19 protein-coding genes are annotated in these 19,107 nt (G+C 59.3%); 17 read left to right on the top strand and 2 right to left on the bottom strand.

Annotation, left to right across the window (positions count from 1 at the left end; genetic code table 11):
- Positions 1-21: 21 nt before the first annotated feature.
- Genes mltG through H8L67_RS06240 form a run of 4 tightly spaced genes read left to right on the top strand, consistent with a single transcriptional unit; the run spans position 22 to position 3,132 of the window.
- Complete coding sequence (gene mltG, locus H8L67_RS06255; RefSeq protein WP_220379007.1) at positions 22-1,173, top strand: endolytic transglycosylase MltG; 1,152 nt, start codon at positions 22-24, stop codon at positions 1,171-1,173.
- Positions 1,170-1,817 (top strand): dTMP kinase, encoded by a 648-nt coding sequence (gene tmk / locus H8L67_RS06250; protein WP_220379006.1) that lies wholly within the window; start codon positions 1,170-1,172, stop codon positions 1,815-1,817. The genes mltG and tmk overlap by 4 nt, the downstream gene beginning before the upstream one ends.
- On the top strand, positions 1,814-2,776 hold the full coding sequence (gene holB / locus H8L67_RS06245; RefSeq protein ID WP_434063396.1) for a DNA polymerase III subunit delta': 963 nt from the start codon (positions 1,814-1,816) through the stop codon (positions 2,774-2,776). Before tmk ends, holB begins: the two co-directional genes overlap by 4 nt.
- Positions 2,773-3,132 (top strand): PilZ domain-containing protein, encoded by a 360-nt coding sequence (locus tag H8L67_RS06240; RefSeq protein ID WP_434063395.1) that lies wholly within the window; start codon positions 2,773-2,775, stop codon positions 3,130-3,132. Before holB ends, H8L67_RS06240 begins: the two co-directional genes overlap by 4 nt.
- Before the next feature lie 4 nt (positions 3,133-3,136).
- Here the strand turns inward: H8L67_RS06240 and H8L67_RS06235 are convergent, their stop codons facing one another.
- On the bottom strand, positions 3,137-5,215 hold the full coding sequence (locus H8L67_RS06235; RefSeq protein WP_220379004.1) for a 3-hydroxyacyl-CoA dehydrogenase NAD-binding domain-containing protein: 2,079 nt from the start codon (positions 5,213-5,215) through the stop codon (positions 3,137-3,139).
- Between the two features lie 158 nt (positions 5,216-5,373).
- Here H8L67_RS06235 and rpoE point away from each other — a divergent pair, with 158 nt between their 5' ends.
- From rpoE to recO, 9 genes are all read left to right on the top strand, one after another.
- Entirely contained in the window at positions 5,374-5,991 is a 618-nt protein-coding gene (gene rpoE, locus H8L67_RS06230) for an RNA polymerase sigma factor RpoE (protein ID WP_220379003.1), read from the top strand.
- A complete protein-coding gene (locus H8L67_RS06225; RefSeq protein WP_220379002.1) occupies positions 5,991-6,830 on the top strand; it encodes a sigma-E factor negative regulatory protein in 840 nt (279 codons plus the stop codon). The genes rpoE and H8L67_RS06225 overlap by 1 nt, the downstream gene beginning before the upstream one ends.
- 53 nt (positions 6,831-6,883) lie before the next feature.
- A complete protein-coding gene (locus H8L67_RS06220) occupies positions 6,884-8,350 on the top strand; it encodes a Do family serine endopeptidase (protein ID WP_220379001.1) in 1,467 nt (488 codons plus the stop codon).
- Positions 8,351-8,455: 105 nt separating this feature from the next.
- Entirely contained in the window at positions 8,456-10,249 is a 1,794-nt protein-coding gene (gene lepA / locus H8L67_RS06215) for a translation elongation factor 4 (protein ID WP_434063431.1), read from the top strand.
- Positions 10,250-10,267: 18 nt separating this feature from the next.
- Positions 10,268-11,065 (top strand): signal peptidase I, encoded by a 798-nt coding sequence (lepB, locus tag H8L67_RS06210; RefSeq protein ID WP_220378999.1) that lies wholly within the window; start codon positions 10,268-10,270, stop codon positions 11,063-11,065.
- 41 nt (positions 11,066-11,106) lie between these two features.
- On the top strand, positions 11,107-11,466 hold the full coding sequence (locus H8L67_RS06205; protein WP_220378998.1) for a DUF4845 domain-containing protein: 360 nt from the start codon (positions 11,107-11,109) through the stop codon (positions 11,464-11,466).
- Between the two features lie 23 nt (positions 11,467-11,489).
- On the top strand, positions 11,490-12,149 hold the full coding sequence (gene rnc / locus H8L67_RS06200; protein WP_220378997.1) for a ribonuclease III: 660 nt from the start codon (positions 11,490-11,492) through the stop codon (positions 12,147-12,149).
- A gap of 37 nt (positions 12,150-12,186) precedes the next feature.
- Positions 12,187-13,083 carry a GTPase Era gene (gene era / locus H8L67_RS06195; RefSeq protein WP_220378996.1) on the top strand — a complete coding sequence of 299 codons (897 nt, stop codon included), beginning with the start codon at positions 12,187-12,189 and terminating at the stop codon, positions 13,081-13,083.
- A gap of 2 nt (positions 13,084-13,085) precedes the next feature.
- Entirely contained in the window at positions 13,086-13,814 is a 729-nt protein-coding gene (recO, locus tag H8L67_RS06190) for a DNA repair protein RecO (RefSeq protein WP_220378995.1), read from the top strand.
- On the opposite strand, the gene H8L67_RS06185 is transcribed toward recO, so the two are convergent.
- Positions 13,792-14,520 carry an Hpt domain-containing response regulator gene (locus tag H8L67_RS06185; RefSeq protein ID WP_220378994.1) on the bottom strand — a complete coding sequence of 243 codons (729 nt, stop codon included), beginning with the start codon at positions 14,518-14,520 and terminating at the stop codon, positions 13,792-13,794. The two genes, recO and H8L67_RS06185, sit on opposite strands and share 23 nt — an antisense overlap.
- A gap of 16 nt (positions 14,521-14,536) precedes the next feature.
- Between H8L67_RS06185 and H8L67_RS06180 the strand changes: the two genes are divergently transcribed.
- The 4 genes from H8L67_RS06180 to H8L67_RS06165 all read left to right on the top strand — a co-directional run bounded on the left by H8L67_RS06180 (position 14,537) and on the right by H8L67_RS06165 (position 19,097).
- On the top strand, positions 14,537-16,567 hold the full coding sequence (locus H8L67_RS06180; RefSeq protein ID WP_220378993.1) for a translocation/assembly module TamB domain-containing protein: 2,031 nt from the start codon (positions 14,537-14,539) through the stop codon (positions 16,565-16,567).
- Between the two features lie 13 nt (positions 16,568-16,580).
- The gene (locus tag H8L67_RS06175; protein ID WP_220378992.1) at positions 16,581-17,186 is read left to right on the top strand and encodes a YdbL family probable chaperone protein; all 606 of its coding nucleotides are present in this window, start codon (positions 16,581-16,583) and stop codon (positions 17,184-17,186) included.
- Positions 17,187-17,250: 64 nt separating this feature from the next.
- Positions 17,251-18,588 (top strand): 23S rRNA (uracil(1939)-C(5))-methyltransferase RlmD, encoded by a 1,338-nt coding sequence (gene rlmD, locus H8L67_RS06170; protein ID WP_220378991.1) that lies wholly within the window; start codon positions 17,251-17,253, stop codon positions 18,586-18,588.
- The gene (locus H8L67_RS06165; protein ID WP_220378990.1) at positions 18,588-19,097 is read left to right on the top strand and encodes a CYTH domain-containing protein; all 510 of its coding nucleotides are present in this window, start codon (positions 18,588-18,590) and stop codon (positions 19,095-19,097) included. The genes rlmD and H8L67_RS06165 overlap by 1 nt, the downstream gene beginning before the upstream one ends.
- Positions 19,098-19,107: the final 10 nt, after the last annotated feature.

Genomic DNA, 19,107 nt, shown 5'->3' with positions numbered 1-19,107 from the left:
CATCCTGAGGACGATTCAAGCATGGTCAAAAACGCAACTGCCGCCCGCACGAAGGGCTTCAAAGGTCTCCTGTTCGTCACGCTGCTCGTGGCCCTTGTCGCGTTCGCCTTTGTCTGGCAGCACTACGCGTCGTTCTCGCGTACACCAATGAATAGTCCGACGTCGGCGCAGCGTGTCGTGGTCGAACGTGGCAACGGCATGCCGCAATTGCTGCGCAGCCTGCGCGCGCTCGGTATCACCTCCGGTTTCGATGTGGAATGGCAACTGCTGGCACGTCAGGTGGGGGCCGCGGGCAAATTGCAGGCCGGCGAATATGCCCTGAAGCCGGGCATGTCACCGTCGCAATTGTTGGTCGACATCCGTGATGGCAAAGTGGTGAGCTATCGCTTCACCATCATCGAGGGTTGGAATATCCGCGACTTGCGCGCGGCCTTGGCCAAGGCCCGTCCCTTGGTGTCCACCATTCAAGACATGGATGACGCGGCCTTGATGAAGGCCTTGGGTCATGCGGGGCAATTTGCTGAAGGCCGGTTCCTGCCGGAAACCTATCGCTACAACACAGGCGACACGGATTTGGCGGTGTTGAAGCAAGCCTATAAAGCCATGGATGCGGCACTGACCGAAGCGTGGAAGACCCGCATCCAAGGACTGCCATTCCAGAATCGCGACGAGGCGCTGACACTGGCCTCGATTGTGGAAAAAGAAACCGGATTGGCTTCTGAGCGCCCGATGATTGCTGGCGTCTTTGTCCGCCGTTTGCAAAAAGGCATGCGCTTGGAAACCGATCCCACCGTGATTTACGGCATGGGCAGTGAATACAAGGGCAACATCCGCAAAATGGATTTGCAGAAAGACACGCCGTACAACACCTACACGCGCACCGGTCTGCCGCCGACGCCCATCGCGATGCCCGGTAAGGATGCATTGAAAGCCGTCACCCGGCCTGCCGCCGGCGAGTCTGTTTTCTTCGTCGCGGCCGGCGACGGCACTGGGCGGAGTCTCTTTGCATCGACCTACGCCGAGCATCAAGCCAATGTGCGGGAATACTTGGCACGTTATCGCGCCGGCAATGCCAAAGGGCCGATGACCGGCACTGCCACCACCACCCCGGAATCGGGCGCCCAACCCGCTGCCACGCCAGCCACGGCGCCTGCGAGCACACCTGCGAAATGAGCTTGCACACCATCGTGTCGGCATCACGATTCGTTAGCCTTGAAGGGGGCGAGGGCGCGGGAAAGTCGACGGTCTTGAATGCACTCGCCGCCGCATTGCAGGAAACCGGCGAACAAGTGGTTTGCACGCGCGAACCCGGGGGCTCACCCTTGGCCGAACGCATCCGTGAGCTGTTGTTGACGCAAACCGATGACTCGCCTACTGCCGAAGCCGAACTGCTGCTGATGTTCGCTTCGCGCGCGCAGCATGTACAGCGTGTCATCGCACCCGCCTTGGCCTCGGGTGCGTGGGTACTGAGCGATCGCTTCACCGATGCCAGCTACGCGTATCAAGGCGCGGCGCGCGGCATTGATGTGTCGACCATTACGCATCTTGAAAAACGTTTTGTCGGTGTCCAACCCGGACTGACCTTGCTTTTGGATGTGCCCGTCGACGTGGGTCGCGCGCGTGCAAGCGGTCGCGGAACGCCGGACCGCATCGAGCGCGAGAAAGATGGTTTTTTCCAAGTGGTGCGCGATGCGTATGTCGCGCGCGCGCATGCGGAGCCGCAGCGGTTTCGCGTGGTGGATGCGACGCTTTCGCCAGTCGAGGTTGCAGGCGCGGCGGTGGCCCACTTACAGGCCTACATGGGCGATATTGCGTGATGGCCGCCTTAACTGATTGGCAATCGGAAACCTACACCGCCCTGCGCGATGCGCATGAGCGGGGTCAATTGGGCCACGCCACCTTGCTGACGGGTCCTGCGCAAATCGGCAAACGACTTGTTGCAGACACATTGGCTGCCTACATTCTTTGCCATCAACCGCAATCAGGGTTTGCTTGCGGGCAGTGTCGCGCATGCCAGTTGCGTCTGGCCGGCACCCATCCGGATCTGCGTGTTGTCACCTTCGAGTTGAACAAAGAAGGGACAAAGCTGCGCACGGAAATCGTGATTGACCAACTGCGCGCGGTGAGCGCATCACTTGCACTCACGCCGCAAATGGGCGGGGCACAGATTGTGATCGTGGATCCGGCTGATGCCATCAATCACGCCGCGGCGAACGCGTTGTTGAAAACGCTCGAGGAACCGATGCCGAATCGCTACCTCTGGTTGTTGGCGGCCAACCCCGGCAATCTTCCGCAGACCATTCGCAGTCGCTGTCAAAAAATCGAGATGCCGGTACCGAAGCGCGAGAGCGCGATGGCATGGCTAAAGTCCTCAGGACAATCCGCCGAAGCGGCCGCCGCAGCGCTGACGGCTGCCAGGGGACATCCGGTGCTTGCACGCGATTGGTTGGCCAACGGCGGTATGGCGTTGCGTGCCCGCATCGACAACGACTTGGACCTGCTCGCACAGTCGAAGCGCCTGCCGTCAGAAGTCGCCGAGGCATGGATGCAGGAAGATCCTGACCTCTGCGTGCGCTTTGCGGCCGAGTTGGCCGTGGATCGCGCCGCGGCGCTGCCGCCCTCAAACGCGGGACGGGCATTGGCGACATGGTTCGACGAAGCCAACCGCGCACGCGCGTTATTGCGTACGCCGGTGCGTCCGAATCTCATCCTGACTGAATTGTTGGTAGATTGGTGCCGGAAGATGGTGCCATTGAACAAGGAGCGACGCCCATGAATATGCCCGGAGCCGGTGGCGCACGCCAGGCGATCCAGACGCTGGCACTGACGACCATTGACGAGGTCTATGCGGCTTATATGCCCTTTGTGAAGCACGGCGGATTGTTCTTGAAGACAACCAAACGCTATTCACTGGGGGATCCGGTCTTTTTGGTTGTGACCCTGCCGAGTTCCACAGAGCGGCACGCCGTCGCCTGCCACGTCTGCTGGTACACCCCTGCGCGCGCGCAAGAAAGTCGGGTAGAAGGCATCGGTTTGCAATTTGACGATACCAACGAGGCGGCCATGCTTCGTGGCCAAATAGAAACCCTGTTGGCAGGCCGCGAAACCGAATCCGCGACCTGCACCATGTGATGCCTTAGGCGGCGTCGGAACGGATCTTCAAAATCGGATTGTCCCATCCCGGACGTGGCGCGAAACGATCGCCATGCGTTTGTTGCAGTGATTTCAACTTGGCGAGCAAGACGTCCACACCGGTTTCCCGTGCGTAGTTGATCGGACCGCCTCGGAAGGGTGCAAAACCGGTCCCGAAAATGATCCCTGCATCCAACAGGTCGGGATCGGCGACAACCCCGTCATGGAGGCAGGCCACGGCCTCATTGACGAACGGCAAGATCAAGCGATCTTCCAAATCTTCGGGTGCCTTGTAGTCCTTCGCGACTTCCGCACGTTCGGGCTTCCCGTCTTTCCACGTATAGATGCCTTGCCCGTCCTTCTTGCCGCGCTTGCCGGCTTCCGGCGGTGACGAAAATTGCTCGGGAATGTCCAAGCCGAGGAAAGGTGCCAGTTCCGCGGCGACGCCGGCGGCGACATCCAGACCGACGGTGTCGATCAACTCGATCGGGCCCATCGGCATGCCGAACTTCTTGGCTGCTTTGTCAATGACCGGACCCGGGATGCCTTCCGCATAAGCGCGCATGGCTTCAAGCATGTACGGGAACAAGACGCGGTTGACCAAAAACCCCGGCGTGCCCGCGACCGGCACCGGGAATTTGTCGAGCTTGCGACAAAACGCAGCGAGGCGCGCCTGCGTTTCGGGCGACATGCTGTCGTGCTGCACGATTTCGACCAACGGCATCTGCGCGACCGGATTGAAATAGTGCAGGCCCGCGAACTGTGCCGGGTGATCGATATGTTCACGCAATTCCACCAAGGGGATTGACGAGGTGTTCGTCGTCAAAATCGCGGTGTCTTTCAAGCGTGGCTCGACGGTTTCATACAGCGCACGCTTCGCCTCCGGATTCTCGATGATCGCTTCAATCACCAAATCGGCTTGTGCAATCGCTTGGCCGTCGAGATCACCCTTCAATCGTCCGGCAACGGCGGGTCGCTTCGCCGGATCTTTCACTTTCTTCTCGAAGAAAGTGGCGGCGCGTCCCATGGCCGCATCAATGAAGCGCTGCTCCCGATCTTGCAAGCTAACGTTGAAGCCCTTGTAGGCAGCCAGCGACGCGATATCACCACCCATGACACCGGCACCCACGACGTGCACATTTTGGATGCCGCTGTCGCCGCTGCCCAAAGATTTCATGCGCTCCTGCAAGAAGTAGACGCGAATCAAATTGCGCGCGGTGGGCGTGGCGGCCAGTTTGACGACACCGCGGCGTTCGGCATCGAGCGCCTTTGCAATGCTGCCGCCTGCGGAAGTGCGCCAAGTTCGGATCAGCGCGTAGGGCGCCGGGTAATGTGCCTTCGGTGCTTTACGTGCCACTTGTTTTTCCAGCACCGGTGCAAGGACTTGCCGCACCGGCCACAGGTTGGTTGCACGTGCCATGAACCGTTGTTTGAAGGGGCGGTCGACGCCGCGCGACACCAGCGCGATTGCCTCGTCTTCCAGCACCGCAGGGTCGACAACCTTGTCGACCAGACCCATGGCCAACGCCGCTTTGCCGGTGACAGCGCGCCCGGTCAACATCAAGTCAAAAGCTGCAGGCGCGCCGATCAATCGCGGCAAACGCGCGCTGCCACCCCAGCCTGGGAAAATGCCCAGCAAAACTTCCGGCAAGCCGATACGTGTGGACGGCGCGTTGGTCGCCACGCGACGGGTACATGCGAGCGCAAGTTCGGTGCCGCCGCCCATGCAAAAACCGTGGATGGCCGCAACCGTCGTGCAAGGCAATGTGGCGACCTTTTGAAACACCGTCTGACCGCGACGGATCGCGGCATCGACGGTGCCTTTGGCATCGAACGATTGGAATTCATGAAGGTCGGCGCCGGCAATGAATCCGTTGCTCTTGCCGGATAGGAAAACCACACCTTTCGGCGGATCGATTTTCATTCGTTCGACTAAGGCGTCGAGCTCCACCAAGCTGGCTTGGGAAAAAGCATTGACGGAAGCATCGGCGCGATCAAAACGCACCCGGACGATATCGTCGGCGCGCGTTTCCGTCTTCCAATGGGCGAGTTTCAAACCATCAAAACGTGAGTTATGCGTCATTCTGTGAAACCTTGGATTCAGCTGTTTATCATCTTAACTGGACGACGGTGATGTCAGATGCACGCAGGTGGCATTTGTCGACACCTGTTGGGAACTTTCCCGAAAACAGCGGGTCACAAGCCTCGGACATCAGAGGCTGAGACAGGAGATCGGCTTCGATGCCTGATTTGGAACAACCCGCTTCGGCGGTTCAGGCAGACGATGCGCTGCTGGTCAAACGCGTACAGGCGGGCGACATGCAGGCATTCGATGCGCTGGTGCTCAAGCACCAATCGCGTGTGGTGTCGCTGATCGGGCGATTCATTCGCGACTGGAGCGAGTGTCAGGATGTCGCACAGGACGCTTTCATGCGTGCCTATCGTGCGCTGCCTGGATTCCGGGGCGATGCCCAGTTCTCCACATGGCTTTATCGAATCGCTGTGAATACCGCAAAAAACCATCTGGCATTTCATCATCGTCGGGTGCCGCTTGAAGGCATCGAATTCAGTGATGCCGAGCAATTTGAGTCGGCGTACCAGCTACGTGACGTCGAAACGCCTGAGCGTTTGGCGATCCAGTCGGAAATGCAACGTGCGGTTCTGAAGGCAATCGAATCCCTTCCGCCGGAATTGCGTGAGGCGATCACCCTGCGTGAGGTTGAGGGTCTCAGTTACGACGACATCGCCAAACGGATGAATTGTCCGGTGGGTACGGTGCGCTCACGAATTTTTCGCGCGCGCGATGCCATGGACGCCGCGTTGGCGCCGTGGGCATCCGCGGCAAAAGGAGCACAGTGATGCAGGAATCCACAGATCTTCGCGAATCCCTCTCAGCGTTGCTGGACGGAGAGGAAAGCGGTGATGCGGCCAAATTTTTGGCCCGTCGGCTGGAACGCGATCCGGCGCTTGCTGAGCAACTCGGGCGTTGGCAGTTTGCCGGCGACGTCCTGCGTGCCGCGTCGTCGCGTCAGCCGGAAGTCGATCTGCGCGCGTCGATCCAGCAGGCCTTGGTGCAAGAAGCGCAAGCCGCTAGCGCCAAGCCGGCCTATTTCAATGGCATGAAGAAGTGGTTGGGCGGTGTCGCGATGGCGGCCGCTTTGGGCGTGATCGCCGTCGCGGTGAAGCCGGGATTGGACAAGGCGGAGATGCCTGCCGATGTGGTGGCGGAAGTCACCACGAGCCCGAACGCCATGTTGCCGGTTGCCCCGCCCGCAACGTCTTCTTCGACAGCCTCGATGACGGCATCGCTGCCTGTCCGATCCGACGCGCCGGTGGCAAGTGGCGATGCGGTCGTTGACGCGCCGACGGTTCGGCCTTGGCGCGTCCCCGCGGATACGGACGCATTGATTGCCCGCGCCAACACGCCGAAAGCAGAACCCGTTGAGCGGCCGCCTCAGGTGTCGCGCCAAGGCACAGCCATTGCCGCGGTACCCAAATCCATCCAACGTGCAGGCGATGTGGAGCGTGTCCTTCGTGGCAAGTCCGAGGAGGGCGTGCTGGGTGTGGACCCCGCAGCGCATCCGGGTTGGCCGCGATCGGTTATCCCCGGTGTGGACGGCGCCTTCAATGCCAGCTTCAACACCGGGCGAGCGTCGCCATTTGGAACGCAGCCAGCGTCCGACAACACACAACCTTGAATCCATCCATTTGATCTGATGTGCGGATCTCGCATTCGCAGGGAGAAGACTTGATGTCAATTCGCAAACACGTATTGGCCGTTGCCGTGGTTTCCGCAATGCTCGGGGCGTCACCGATGTTCTTCGAGCAGGCGCGCGCACAGCAGCCCACGCAGAACCTCGTTTCCGGTCTCCCTGATTTCACGCGATTGGTCGAACAAGTCGGTCCTGCCGTCGTGAACATCGAAGCCACGATCAAGCCCAAGGCCAGCCCCCAAGGCATGGGTGATATTCCGGAGGAATTCCGTCGCTTTTTCGGCCCGGGCATGATGCCGTTCCCGGGTATGCCACAGCAACGTAGCGGTACTGCGATCGGCACCGGATTCGTGATTTCGTCTAATGGCGACGTGCTGACCAACCACCATGTGGTTGAAGGTGCCACGCAAGTGCGCGTCAAATTCTCGGATGGCCGCGTCTTGAACGCCAAAGTGGTCGGAAGCGATGCGCAATCCGATGTCGCCTTGCTGAAGGTGGAGGGCACCAATTTGCCGACAATTCCCTTGGGCGAATCGAGTCAGGTGAAGCCCGGGCAGTGGGCGTTCGCGATGGGCTCGCCGTTCGGATTGGACCACTCAGTGACTGCCGGCATTGTCAGTGCCGTTGGGCGAACCGATCGTGGTACCGGCCAAAGCTACGTGCCGTTCATCCAAACGGACGTGGCAATCAACCGAGGCAACTCCGGTGGCCCGCTGATGAATGCCCGCGGTGAAGTCATCGGCATCAACTCCCAGATTTTCTCGAATTCCGGCGGCTATCAAGGGGTCAGCTTCGCGATCCCGATTGACACGGCCATGGCGGCGGTCAAGCAATTGAAAACCACTGGCAAAGTTCAGCGCGGCAAACTCGGCTTGCGTCTGCAGGAAGTTGGCCCGGACAGTGCCCGTGCGTTGGGATTGCCGGACACCCGCGGCGCTTTGGTGGCGGATGTCGAGCCGGGTGGTGCATCGGCGAAAGCGGGCGTGCAATCCATGGACGTGGTGCGCAGCATTGATGGCACCGCGATCAACGGCGCGGGCGATTTGGCACCCATCGTCGGCAGCAAGCAACCGGGCACGGTCGTGCAGCTTTCCATTTGGCGCAACGGCAAGAATGTGCAATTGCCGGTCAAGTTGGACGCACTCACTGAAGTGGCGGAAACCGGCAGCCGTTTTGACCGCGATGCAGCCCCCAACAAGCCAGCCATTGCGCCGAAGGAAGCGCGGCTTGGCCTCGAACTCGCTGCTTTGGACGCCGACGATCGCAAGCAGTTGGGTTTGAAGGCGGGCGAGGGTGTCGGTGTCCTATCGGCGCGTGGTCCGGCCGGCGAGGCGGGCATGCGTCGCGGTGACATCATCTTGGCCGTAGGACGCACGGCGGTCGGTACGCCGCAGGCTTTGCAGGCGGCCGTGGCCGCCGCCGGGAAGGACGCACCGATCATGTTGCGGGTCAGCCGCGGTGGAAACCCCGCATTTGTGACCATCCAGCCGGAAAACCTGCAGTAATCGGGGCGGTTGGGCAGGATGCCCGTGCGATAATGTGCGGCTTATTGTCTGAAAAGCCTCCACGGCCACACACGCATCCTCATGTCGTCCGAAGTCCCAGCTGCAATGCGGAACATCCGCAACTTTTCCATCATCGCCCACGTGGACCATGGCAAGTCCACGTTGGCCGATCGCATCATCCAATTGTGCGGCGGCTTGGAGGCGCGCGAAATGGAGGCGCAGGTGCTCGACTCGAATCCGATCGAGCGTGAGCGCGGCATTACCATCAAGGCCCAGTCGGTGTCGCTACCTTATACGGCGCGCGACGGCCAGGTGTACCAATTGAACTTCATTGATACGCCGGGGCACGTCGATTTCAGTTATGAAGTCAGCCGCTCTCTGGCCGCCTGTGAAGGTGCCTTGCTGGTGGTCGATGCCGCACAAGGCGTTGAAGCGCAATCCGTCGCCAACTGCTACACCGCGGTCGAGCAAGGACTCGAAGTCGTGCCGGTGTTGAACAAGATCGACTTGCCGACGGCCGACATCGAGCGCGTCAAGAAGGAAATCGAGGCGGTAATCGGCATCGATGCCGAAGATGCTGTTTCGATCTCCGCGAAGACCGGGCTCAATGTCCAAGACGTGCTCGAAGCCATCGTGCAACGGATTCCGCCGCCGGTGCCGCGCGACACCGACAAACTGCAGGCCCTGATCATCGATTCGTGGTTCGACAACTATTTGGGCGTCGTCTCCTTGGTGCGCGTCATGCAGGGCGAGATCAAGCCCGGTGACAAGCTGTTGGTGATGAGCACAGGTCGCACCCATCAAGTCGACAACGTCGGCGTGTTCACGCCCAAGCGCAAAGTGCTGAAGAAGTTGTCGGCCGGCGAAGTGGGTTGGGTCACGGCGTCGATCAAGGATGTGCACGGTGCGCCGGTCGGCGACACGCTCACCATGGCGAATGACGCTGCGGCAGATCCCTTGCCCGGATTCCAGGAAATGCAGCCGCGCGTGTTCGCAGGCTTGTTTCCCGTCGATTCCGAGGACTATCCGGACTTGCGCGAAGCGCTGGAAAAACTTCGCCTGAACGACGCTGCGCTCCGGTTCGAGCCCGAATCCTCGGAAGCCATGGGTTTTGGTTTCCGCTGCGGCTTCCTTGGCATGCTGCACATGGAAATCGTGCAGGAGCGTCTTGAGCGCGAATACAACCTCAATCTGATCTCCACGGCCCCAACGGTTGTGTATGAAGTCCTGAAGACCGATGGCACTGTCATGCCGCTGGACAATCCGGCGAAACTGCCGCCGGTGAACACCGTCGACGAAATCCGTGAGCCGATCATTCGCGCCAACATTTTGACGCCGCCGGACTATGTCGGCGCCGTGATCAAGTTGTGCGAAGAAAAGCGCGGCTCGCAGATCGGCATGAACTATATGGGTGGCCAAGTCCAGATCGCCTATGAATTGCCGATGGCGGAAGTAGTGTTGGATTTCTTCGACAAGCTCAAATCGGTCAGCCGCGGATACGCGTCGCTCGAATACCACTTCGTGCGTTTCGAGGCGGGCCCGTTCGTGCGGGTGGATACCTTGATCAACGGCGACAAAGTCGATGCCTTGTCCATCATCGTGCACCGGCAGTATGCGGATCGCCGCGGCCGCGAATTGACGGAAAAAATGAAAGACCTGATTCCGCGGCAGATGTTTGATGTCGCAATTCAGGCCGCCATCGGTTCGCAGGTCATTGCGCGAACGACGGTGAAAGCACTACGCAAGAACGTCTTGGCGAAATGCTACGGCGGTGACGCCTCGCGCAAAAAGAAATTGTTGGAAAAGCAGAAAGAAGGCAAGAAGCGCATGAAGCAGGTCGGTCGCGTGGAGATTCCACAAGAAGCCTTCCTGGCGGTTCTTCAGGTCGACAACAAATAATTCAATACGGAAAATCGCATGCGCTGGTTTGAAACCATTCTGGTCGTACTGACTCTCGCCACCGGCATCGTCTGGGCGCTCGACAAATTCGTTTGGCGTAAACGTCGTCACGGTCGCGACGATTTGCTGGCCGACGAGAAAGAGCCGTGGGTGGTCGAAACTGCACGCAGTTTTTTCCCGGTGCTGGCCATTGTCTTGTTGCTGCGGACCTTCGTGGCGGAGCCTTTCCGGATTCCTTCCGGGTCCATGATTCCGTCGCTGCAAATCGGCGATTTCATCTTGGTCAACAAGTTCTCGTACGGTCTGCGCCTGCCGATCACCAATACCAAGATTGTGCCGCTCGGCGAACCCAAGCGCGGCGATGTCGCCGTGTTCAAATTTCCGGGTCGTGACGAAACCGATCCGGAAAAGGGTGTGGATTACGTCAAGCGTGTCATCGGCCTGCCCGGTGACAAGATCAGCTATCACATGGGCGTTCTGCAAGTGAACGGCGTGCCGGTCGAGTACACCACGAAGCAGGTGCTGGACGCAGACCAAGGCGGGATCTCGATTCCGTCGGAACTCCGCATCGAAGCCTTGCCGGGTCATGCGCCGCACCCGATCCTGATCTCGCGCGATTCCTTGCTGAATGGCGCCATGGGCGATACGGACGTGATCGTGCCGGACGGCCATTATTTCGTCATGGGTGACAATCGTGACAACAGCCTGGACGGCCGATTCTGGGGCATGCTGCCGGAAGCCAACCTGCGCGGACGGGCCATGTTCGTCTGGATGAACTTCGGTAATTTCAAACGTATCGGAACCCGTGTACCTTAATACGAGGTCGCACCATCCAATTCCGTAGAGGGGAGCTGCACATGCGTCGTTCACAACAAGGTCTGTCGTTGACCGGATTTCTGATTTTCCTGATGTTCTTCGGCTTCGTTGCCTGGATGGTCATGAAACTGCTTCCGGCGTATCTGGAATACGGCAAGATCAAGCAATCCATGAAGTCGGTGGCCCAGGACAGCAGTGTCGGCACCGATGCGCCGAGCATTCGTGAGGCGTTGCAAAAGCGCTTGGATGTCAATGACATCGACCAAGTCAAAGCCAAAGACATCACTCTGCGTCCGGAAAGCGGCGAACGCGCCATGGAATACAGCTACGAACGCCGTATTCCGCTGGTGGCGAACATCGACTTGGTCACCAGTTTCGAGATCAAGGAGCCGGCGCGCTGAATCCACGCGCCGTAGTGGGCTGAATGGCTTTGTCGGAATTGTTGGGTCATCCATTCAAAGACGCGGACTTGTTGACGCGTGCTTTGACCCATCGAAGTGCGGGATCGCAACATAACGAACGCTTGGAGTTCCTGGGCGACGCCATCGTCAATTTTCTGGTGGCGGAGAAGTTGTTTGCCACATGGCCGTCTGCCGATGAAGGCGCATTGACGCGAATGCGCGCGGAGTTGGTACGAGAGTCTTCATTGGCCGGCATCGCTCGCGGCTTGTCCTTGGGTGATCGGCTGCTGATGGGGCCGGGAGAAGTTCGCAGCGGCGGCTTCCGTCGTGAGTCGATACTGTCTGATGCCTTGGAAGCCCTGATCGGTGCGATCTATCTGGATGCCGGCATGTACACCTGTCGCCAGGTGGTGATGCCGCTTTTCGAACCGTTGATTGCCCGCTTGGATCCCAAAGGCGATATCGGCAAAGATGCCAAGACACGATTGCAAGAATGGTTACAGGCGCGCCAGCGCAGTTTGCCGGTCTATACGCTGATCTCCGAATCCGGTGAAGAGCATGCACGCACGTTCCATGTGACTTGCCGATTGGACGATGGCGTTGCCGCTGACGGCAGCGGAAAGTCTCGGCGACAAGCGGAAACACGTGCCGCCGAAGCGGTTTTGGCCCAATTGCGCACCTGATGACACGCGTGCGCCCCGCATCGGCGACAATGGGCGCATGACATCGAATCCTTATCGCGCTGGCCACGTGGCCGTCATCGGTCGCCCGAATGTGGGCAAGTCCACCTTGATCAATGCCCTGGTGGGCGCCAAAGTCTCCATCACTTCCGATCGTCCGCAAACCACCCGTCATCGTATGCTCGGCATTGCCACTTTCGATGCCGGGCAACTGGTGTTGGTGGATACGCCCGGCCTGCACGCAGCGCAAAACCGCGCCATGAGCCGGGTCCTCAATCGCGCGGCGCGCGGCGCGTTGGAAGGCGTCGACGCTGCGATGTTGGTCGTTGAGTCGGGCAAGTGGGACAGCGAAGACACCTTGGCCTACGACGCACTGAAAAGTGCCGGCATCCCCGTGGTATTGGTGGTCAACAAGACCGATCGTGCGCGAGACAAAGCCGACATCTTGCCGTTTTTGGCTGAGGCATCGGAAGGTCGCACGTTCCACAGCGTGCATCCGATTTCCGCCTTGAAACGCAAAGGTTTGGACGCATTGGTGGAGACTTTGCTGTCACTGGTGCCCGAACAGGAAGCGCTTTACAGCGAGGACGACATCACTGACCGCAGCATGCGTTTCATGGCCGCGGAATTCGTCCGTGAACAATTGATGCGCCAGCTTGGCGCCGAGCTGCCTTATGCCACCGCGGTCGAGATCGAGCAATTCGAAGAAGATGGTGCGATGTTCCGCATTGGCGCGGTGATCCTGGTCGAGCGCGACAGTCAAAAAGCCATCGTGATCGGCAATGGCGGGCAGCGCATTCGCGAAATCGGCACCAAAGCACGAATCCAGATGGAGCGCACTTTCGATCGCAAGGTTTTCCTTCAGACCTTCGTTCGCGTGCGCGCCGGATGGTCCGATGATGAGGCGGCACTGCGCGCCCTCGGCTATCAGGACTGAGTGTGCGCTACAGCGGTGAGCTCGCCTACGTATTGCACGCGCGAGCTTATCGCGAGACCAGCGTATTGGTCGAGGTGCTGACGCCGAATCATGGACGTCTGGGCTTGCTGGCGCGTGGCGTTCGCGGCGCCAAAAAACACGCGTTGAAAGCGGCGCTGACACCCGGTCAATACATCCGTTTTGACGCCGAGCAACGCGGCGAGCTGGCCAGGTTGATTCAAGCTGAGGCATTGGACAGCGGTGTCGCATTGGAAGGTGACCGACTGCTCGCTACGTTCTATCAGAACGAGTTGACGCTCCGGCTTGCCCCGCGTTTCGATGCGCAACCTGAGCTGTTTGTGAGTTTCGGACGCACACGTGCATTACTGACGGCGGGCGCGCCGGTGGCATGGACGCTCAGGCGATTTGAGCGGGATTTGTTGGATGCCTTGGGGCTGGCCCCCGATTGGGCGCATGACGCACAGGGCGATTTGATCCAGATGGGTATGCACTACCGTTTTGACTTCGAGCGCGGATTTGTCCTGCGTGCTTTGGAGAAGGTCGCCGCTGATGACGGCTTGGTGATCTCAGGCGATGCACTTCACGCACTCGCCATGGATGCGCAACCCGATACGCGCACGTCGAATGAGATTCGACGTTTCATGCGCGCTCTGCTGATGCATCAGTTGGGTGGAAAGGGATTGAAGTCCTGGGACATGCTCGCAGAGCTCAGGCAGATCCGGTCGTCCTGAAAGTCGATAACGTGACCTCAAATGCATCGTCCAACGCCGCATAAGCCGCGGGGCAGGTACGGTCAGCCGACAAGGTACGTACGGATTCGAGCAGGCGCCTTGCACCGACCAACGCGCAGCTGGCTTTCAAGCGATGCAAGACATCGCGCAAGGCAGTGTCATCGCCCGCACTAACGGCCGCGCGTGCCTTTTGCTGCATGTCGGGTAGTTCACTGACAAACAACGTTCTGAGCTTGTCCACGTTGGCAAAATCGCCCAAAGCCCGAATGGCATGGTCGTCATCCCATTCTTCGAGTTCTTCCAGACTATTGGCTTGGCGTCCGAGTCCACGTCGCAATGCCCCCAACCAGCCCGCCGGTGTCACCGGCTTCCGAACGACCTCTTTGAAGCCACAGGCGCATAGCTTGTCCAAATACCCCATGTCGATTTCAGCGGTGTGGGCAATGGCCACCGGCGCATTGGCCCCGATCTCCGGATCGGCCAACAGTTGTTGATAAAGACCCGCACCGCTGCCGTCCGGGAGATTGGCATCAAACAACCACAGGTCGTATCGGCGTTTTCGCGCCATGCGTGCCGCTTGCGCACAGTTGGAAGCGACATCGACGATGGCCGGCAGGGTGGCTGCGATCTCGCGCAAATAGACGCGGGTGGGCGGATCGTCTTCGACAAGTAGAAAGCGCGGCTTCATCCCGAGTTCCATCGGCATCAGTAATCTCCCCTAGATGTTGCGCATTTTAGCGACCCTTGCCGGTGTGATCTTGTCGGGTTTTTCTGCAAATCCGGCTTCTGCGCGCGTGGCAAACATCAAAGTCGAGAAAATTGAATCGGCCGTCGTCAGCCTGGACGGCGTGCGGATGCGTGTGGCTTGGCCTGAAGGTGCCGCGTACGGCACGCTGGATATGCATGTCGATCGCGTGCAAGCCCCATCCATTGCCGGTGACTACAAGACGGTCCACTGGCGATGTCGATTGGCGCGCGTCGGGTGGAAAACCTGGCGATGCGCAGGTCCGATAGCATTGCCCGGCAGCGCATCGGCGGATTTTTCGGTGGACTTCCGGCCGGCCGGCCTGGATGTCGGCCTCCGTCACGGGCGAACCGAGATCAGCCTCCAACGACGTGCCCGTGCGCCCGAGCTCACCTTGATCGAACTTCAAGCCCTGCCGCTCGCTTGGGCCAAAGCCTTTATCGCGCGGAGTTGGTCGAATGGTCGCTTTGACAAGGGCGAGCTTAGCGGTCGTCTGTCTCTGCACACCAATGGCACCGGCGTCCGGGTTGATGGCCCACTCGCGCTTTCGGGTGCCGCGCTGCGCATGAATGATGATTCCCTGATTGCCGAAAACCTGGCCATTGCGGGAACGCTCGATTACGCCAACACGCGCGGCGCAACATCCGTCTCGTTGGAGGGTACGGTCCTCGGCGACATGCTCGCTGGCACGACTTTTGTCTCACTTCAAGGCACGCCCGCGCGATTCGAGTTGGATGCGAATGCAAACAACGGGGGCTGGCGATTCAGTCGTCTTCGCTGGACGGATGGCGCGACTTTGGTAGCGACGGGAAGTTTGGATTGGACGTCGAACGGTGTGCGGAATGTGGCTATTCAGTTTGAAAGTCGCGACGCAAGACAGTTGAAAGACCGCTACTTGTCCGGTTGGCTCGCGCCGCTTGGACTCTCATCAGTCGAACTGACGGGTGGTTTGAACGGTCGCGTTGAAAGCCACGGCCAAGAAGCCTTGTCGTATGTCATCAATCCGCAAGGGCTCAATCTCAATCGTCCTGACGGTCAATTCAACTTCGCCGGATTGAACGGCGGAATCGCCATTTCGCAAGGAAAGGCAGTCGAGAGCCGTCTTAGCTGGCGGCAAGCAACCTTGTATGGCTTGAATTTCGGTGCCGGTGATTTGCCGTTCGTCAGCCAGGGCGGTGAAATCGCATTGCGTGAGCCGGCGTCTATCCCGGTATTCAACGGCAAGCTCAGATTCGACACGCTGCGAATTCGCCCGCCGCAGGGCGATCGTGGTCTTGGGCTGCAATTCGCGCTAGGCGTCGAACATGTGGATTTCGGTGCTATGTCCCAAGCGGTGGGTCTTCCTGCATTTCGCGGCGAATTGAACGGCGCGATTCCTACTGCCGTATATGAAAACGACCTGTTGCGATTGGATGGCGGTTTGAACCTCGATGTTTTTGAAGGGCGCGTCACATTCTCGTCTTTGTCAATCGAACGTCCATTCGGAACGGCGCCCACATTGGTGGCGAACCTGGACTTGGATCGCCTCGATCTGCTGCGACTGACCGAAGTTTTCGGTTTTGGCAGCATCACCGGCAAGTTGAGCGGCAGCATCCACGATTTGCGTTTGATCGAATGGTCGCCGGTGCGCTTCGACGCCGAGCTGCACACGGTCAAGACGCCGGGCGTCAAACAACGCATCAGTCAGCGCGCTGTCAAAAACATTTCGAGCGTCGGTGGGTCGAGCCCGACCAGCGGGCTGCAAGCCAAAGCGTTGGAGCTATTCAAAGATTTCGGATACAGCCGCATCGGTTTGAGTTGCAAGCTGGTGAACAGTGTTTGCATGATGTCCGGACTGGCGCCAGATTCCACGTCCGGTTCAGGTTCCAACAGTTTTACTATTTTGCAAGGCGCGGGGATTCCTAGGCTGACAGTGGTCGGACACAACCGACTGGTGGATTGGCCGGTGTTGGTGGAACGCGTAAAGGCAGTGGCCGAGGGTGATGTCAAACCCGTGATCGAACATTGAAGGAGCTGGATACATGAAAAGCAAATGGTTTTTGGGTACCGCGCCGGCGATCGTTCTGACCGCATGTGTGACCATCAATGTGTATTTTCCCGCGGCAGAGGCAAAAGAGGCCGCCAAGGAATTCGTTGAAGGCGTGATTGGCAGTGATGGCAAACCGGTGGATCAGCCTGCGAGCAAGCCGGGCGGCATGTCGGCGTTTTTGCAAATGCAAAAGCGTGTCGACTTGTGGTCTGTTGTGGGCATCGGCAGCGCCTATGCGCAGTCCAAGCCCGATATCACCATCCGCACGCCCGCGATTCAATCCATCCAAAGCCGGATGGCTTCGCGATTCGATTCGAGCTTGCGTGCCGCGTTTGACGCCGGCGCATTGGGCTTTGGCGCGGACGGCATGATTGTCGTGCGCGACGCCGACAAGCTGGCGTTGAAAGATCGCGTGGCCGTGAACGCCGCCGTGGCAGATGACAACCGTGACCGCAAAGCGCTGTATCGGGAAGTCGCCGTCGCGAATGACCATCCGGAGTGGGAAACGCAAATCCGCCAAGTCTTCGCGCGCCAATGGATCGACAGTGCCCGCAGTGGCTGGTGGTATCAGTCGGGCGGTAGCTGGAAGCAAAAATAAGCCTTTCGGTGCAAGGAAAAGGCCCGTCTGAGACAATGGCACTTTGAATTAAAGTGCTTGAAACGTGGCCCGCAACCGAATCGATAAAACGCCTTTTCCGATCCACATCACGGGCATGAGTCATGACGGGCGCGGTGTCGCCCGCCGAGAAGACGGCGCACACGCCGGTAAAGCCATGTTTGTGTCCGGCGCGCTGCCCGGCGAGACGGTGATGGTCGAACAGACCAAACGCTCGCGGCAGTTCGACGAAGGGCGCACCGTGGAGGTGTTGACCGCCTCGGCAGATCGCGTCGAGCCGCGTTGCCCGCATTTCGGTGTGTGCAGCGGTTGCGTTCTTCAACATTTGGATGCGGGGAAGCAAATCGGTTTGAAGCAGCAAGAGCTGCTCGACAATTTGCAACGCATCGGACACGTCACACCCAAGGAAGTCTTGGCGCCACTGGGAGACGCCAGCTGGGGCTATCGCCGAAAGGGGCGTTTCTCGGTGCGGCATGTGCTGAAGAAGGGCAAGACCCTGGTCGGCTTTCGCGAGCTCGATCCGCGATTCGTCGCCGACATTCGCGAATGTCATACCGTCATTCCCGAAATCGGCATGAAAGTCGGCCTGCTCGCCGAGCTGATCGATCAACTGGATGCCCGCAACGATATTCCGCAGGTTGAATTCATTGCCGGTGACGACACGGTGGCGCTGGTATTCCGGCACTTGAATGCATTGAGCGAAAGCGATCTCGAGAAGTTGAAGGCGTTCGGTGAACGGGAGGGCTTTGCCATCCATCTTCAACCGGGTGGTGTCTCAACGGTGCACGCGCTCTGGCCTGAGTCGTCCAAACTGGCCTATAAGCTGACGCCGTGGAACGTCGAGCTGAAATTCAAGCCGCTCGATTTCATCCAGGTCAATCGCGGTTTGAATGAAAAAATGATTGCCAACGCGCTCGATCTGCTTGAACCCGAACCCGGCGAGCGCATTTTGGATCTGTTCTGCGGTTTGGGGAATTTCACCTTGCCGTTGGCGCGCGTTGCCAGTGAAGTTGTCGGCGTCGAAGGTGACGCGGGTTTGGTCCAACGGGCCAAGGAAAACGCTGCGCGCAACGCCTTGGACAATGTGCAGTTCTACACGGCCGACTTGGCCACCCCGCTGCAAGGGCAGGGATGGATCAAGCAGAAATTCGATCGATTGTTATTGGATCCCGCACGTACCGGCGCCGACGGCGTGTTGAAGCAATTGCCGCTCGACGGTCTGAAGCGCATTGTCTATGTCAGCTGCCATCCGGGTTCGTTGGCGCGGGATGCCGGTTGGCTGGTCAACGAAGCGGGCTGGACCTTGATGAAAGCCGGCGTGATGGACATGTTCCCGCATACCGCGCATGTCGAATCCATCGCCGTCTTCGAGAAGTTGAAGTAATGGGCATCGAAATCGAACGCAAATTTTTGCTGACGTCCGACGCTTGGCGTGCTCAGGTGGTGTCGAGCAAGCGCATGGCGCAAGGCTATCTGAACGATGCCGCTGCCGTCACGCTTGGCACGCAGAATGTTTCGGTACGTGTTCGCATCGAGGGCGATGTGGCCAAGCTCAATATCAAGTCACGCGAGGCGGGTCCGCAACGGCAGGAGTTCGAATACGACTTGCCGATGGCGGACGCCGAAGCCTTGTTGGCTTTGTGTGTCGGCCACCGTGTGGAAAAGGTCCGGCATTACATCCCGCAGGCGGAGTTGTGCTGGGAGATTGATGAATTCTCCGGCACCAACGCAGGACTCGTCGTAGCGGAGCTCGAGTTGCCGCGCTTGGATGCGCACTTCGACAAACCCGAATGGCTTGGTCTTGAAGTCACCGATGCACCGCGCTACTACAATTTGATGCTGGCAGAGCGGCCGTATTCCGAATGGACTGCACAAGAGCAGGCCAACCCCTAATTCCAAAGGA

It is taken from the genome of Lysobacter soyae (assembly GCF_019551435.1).
In the GTDB taxonomy this organism is placed as follows: domain Bacteria; phylum Pseudomonadota; class Gammaproteobacteria; order Xanthomonadales; family Xanthomonadaceae; genus Solilutibacter; species Solilutibacter soyae.
The sequence above is the reverse complement of the archived record's forward strand: the minus strand, read 5'-3'. Positions and strand labels throughout refer to the sequence as shown.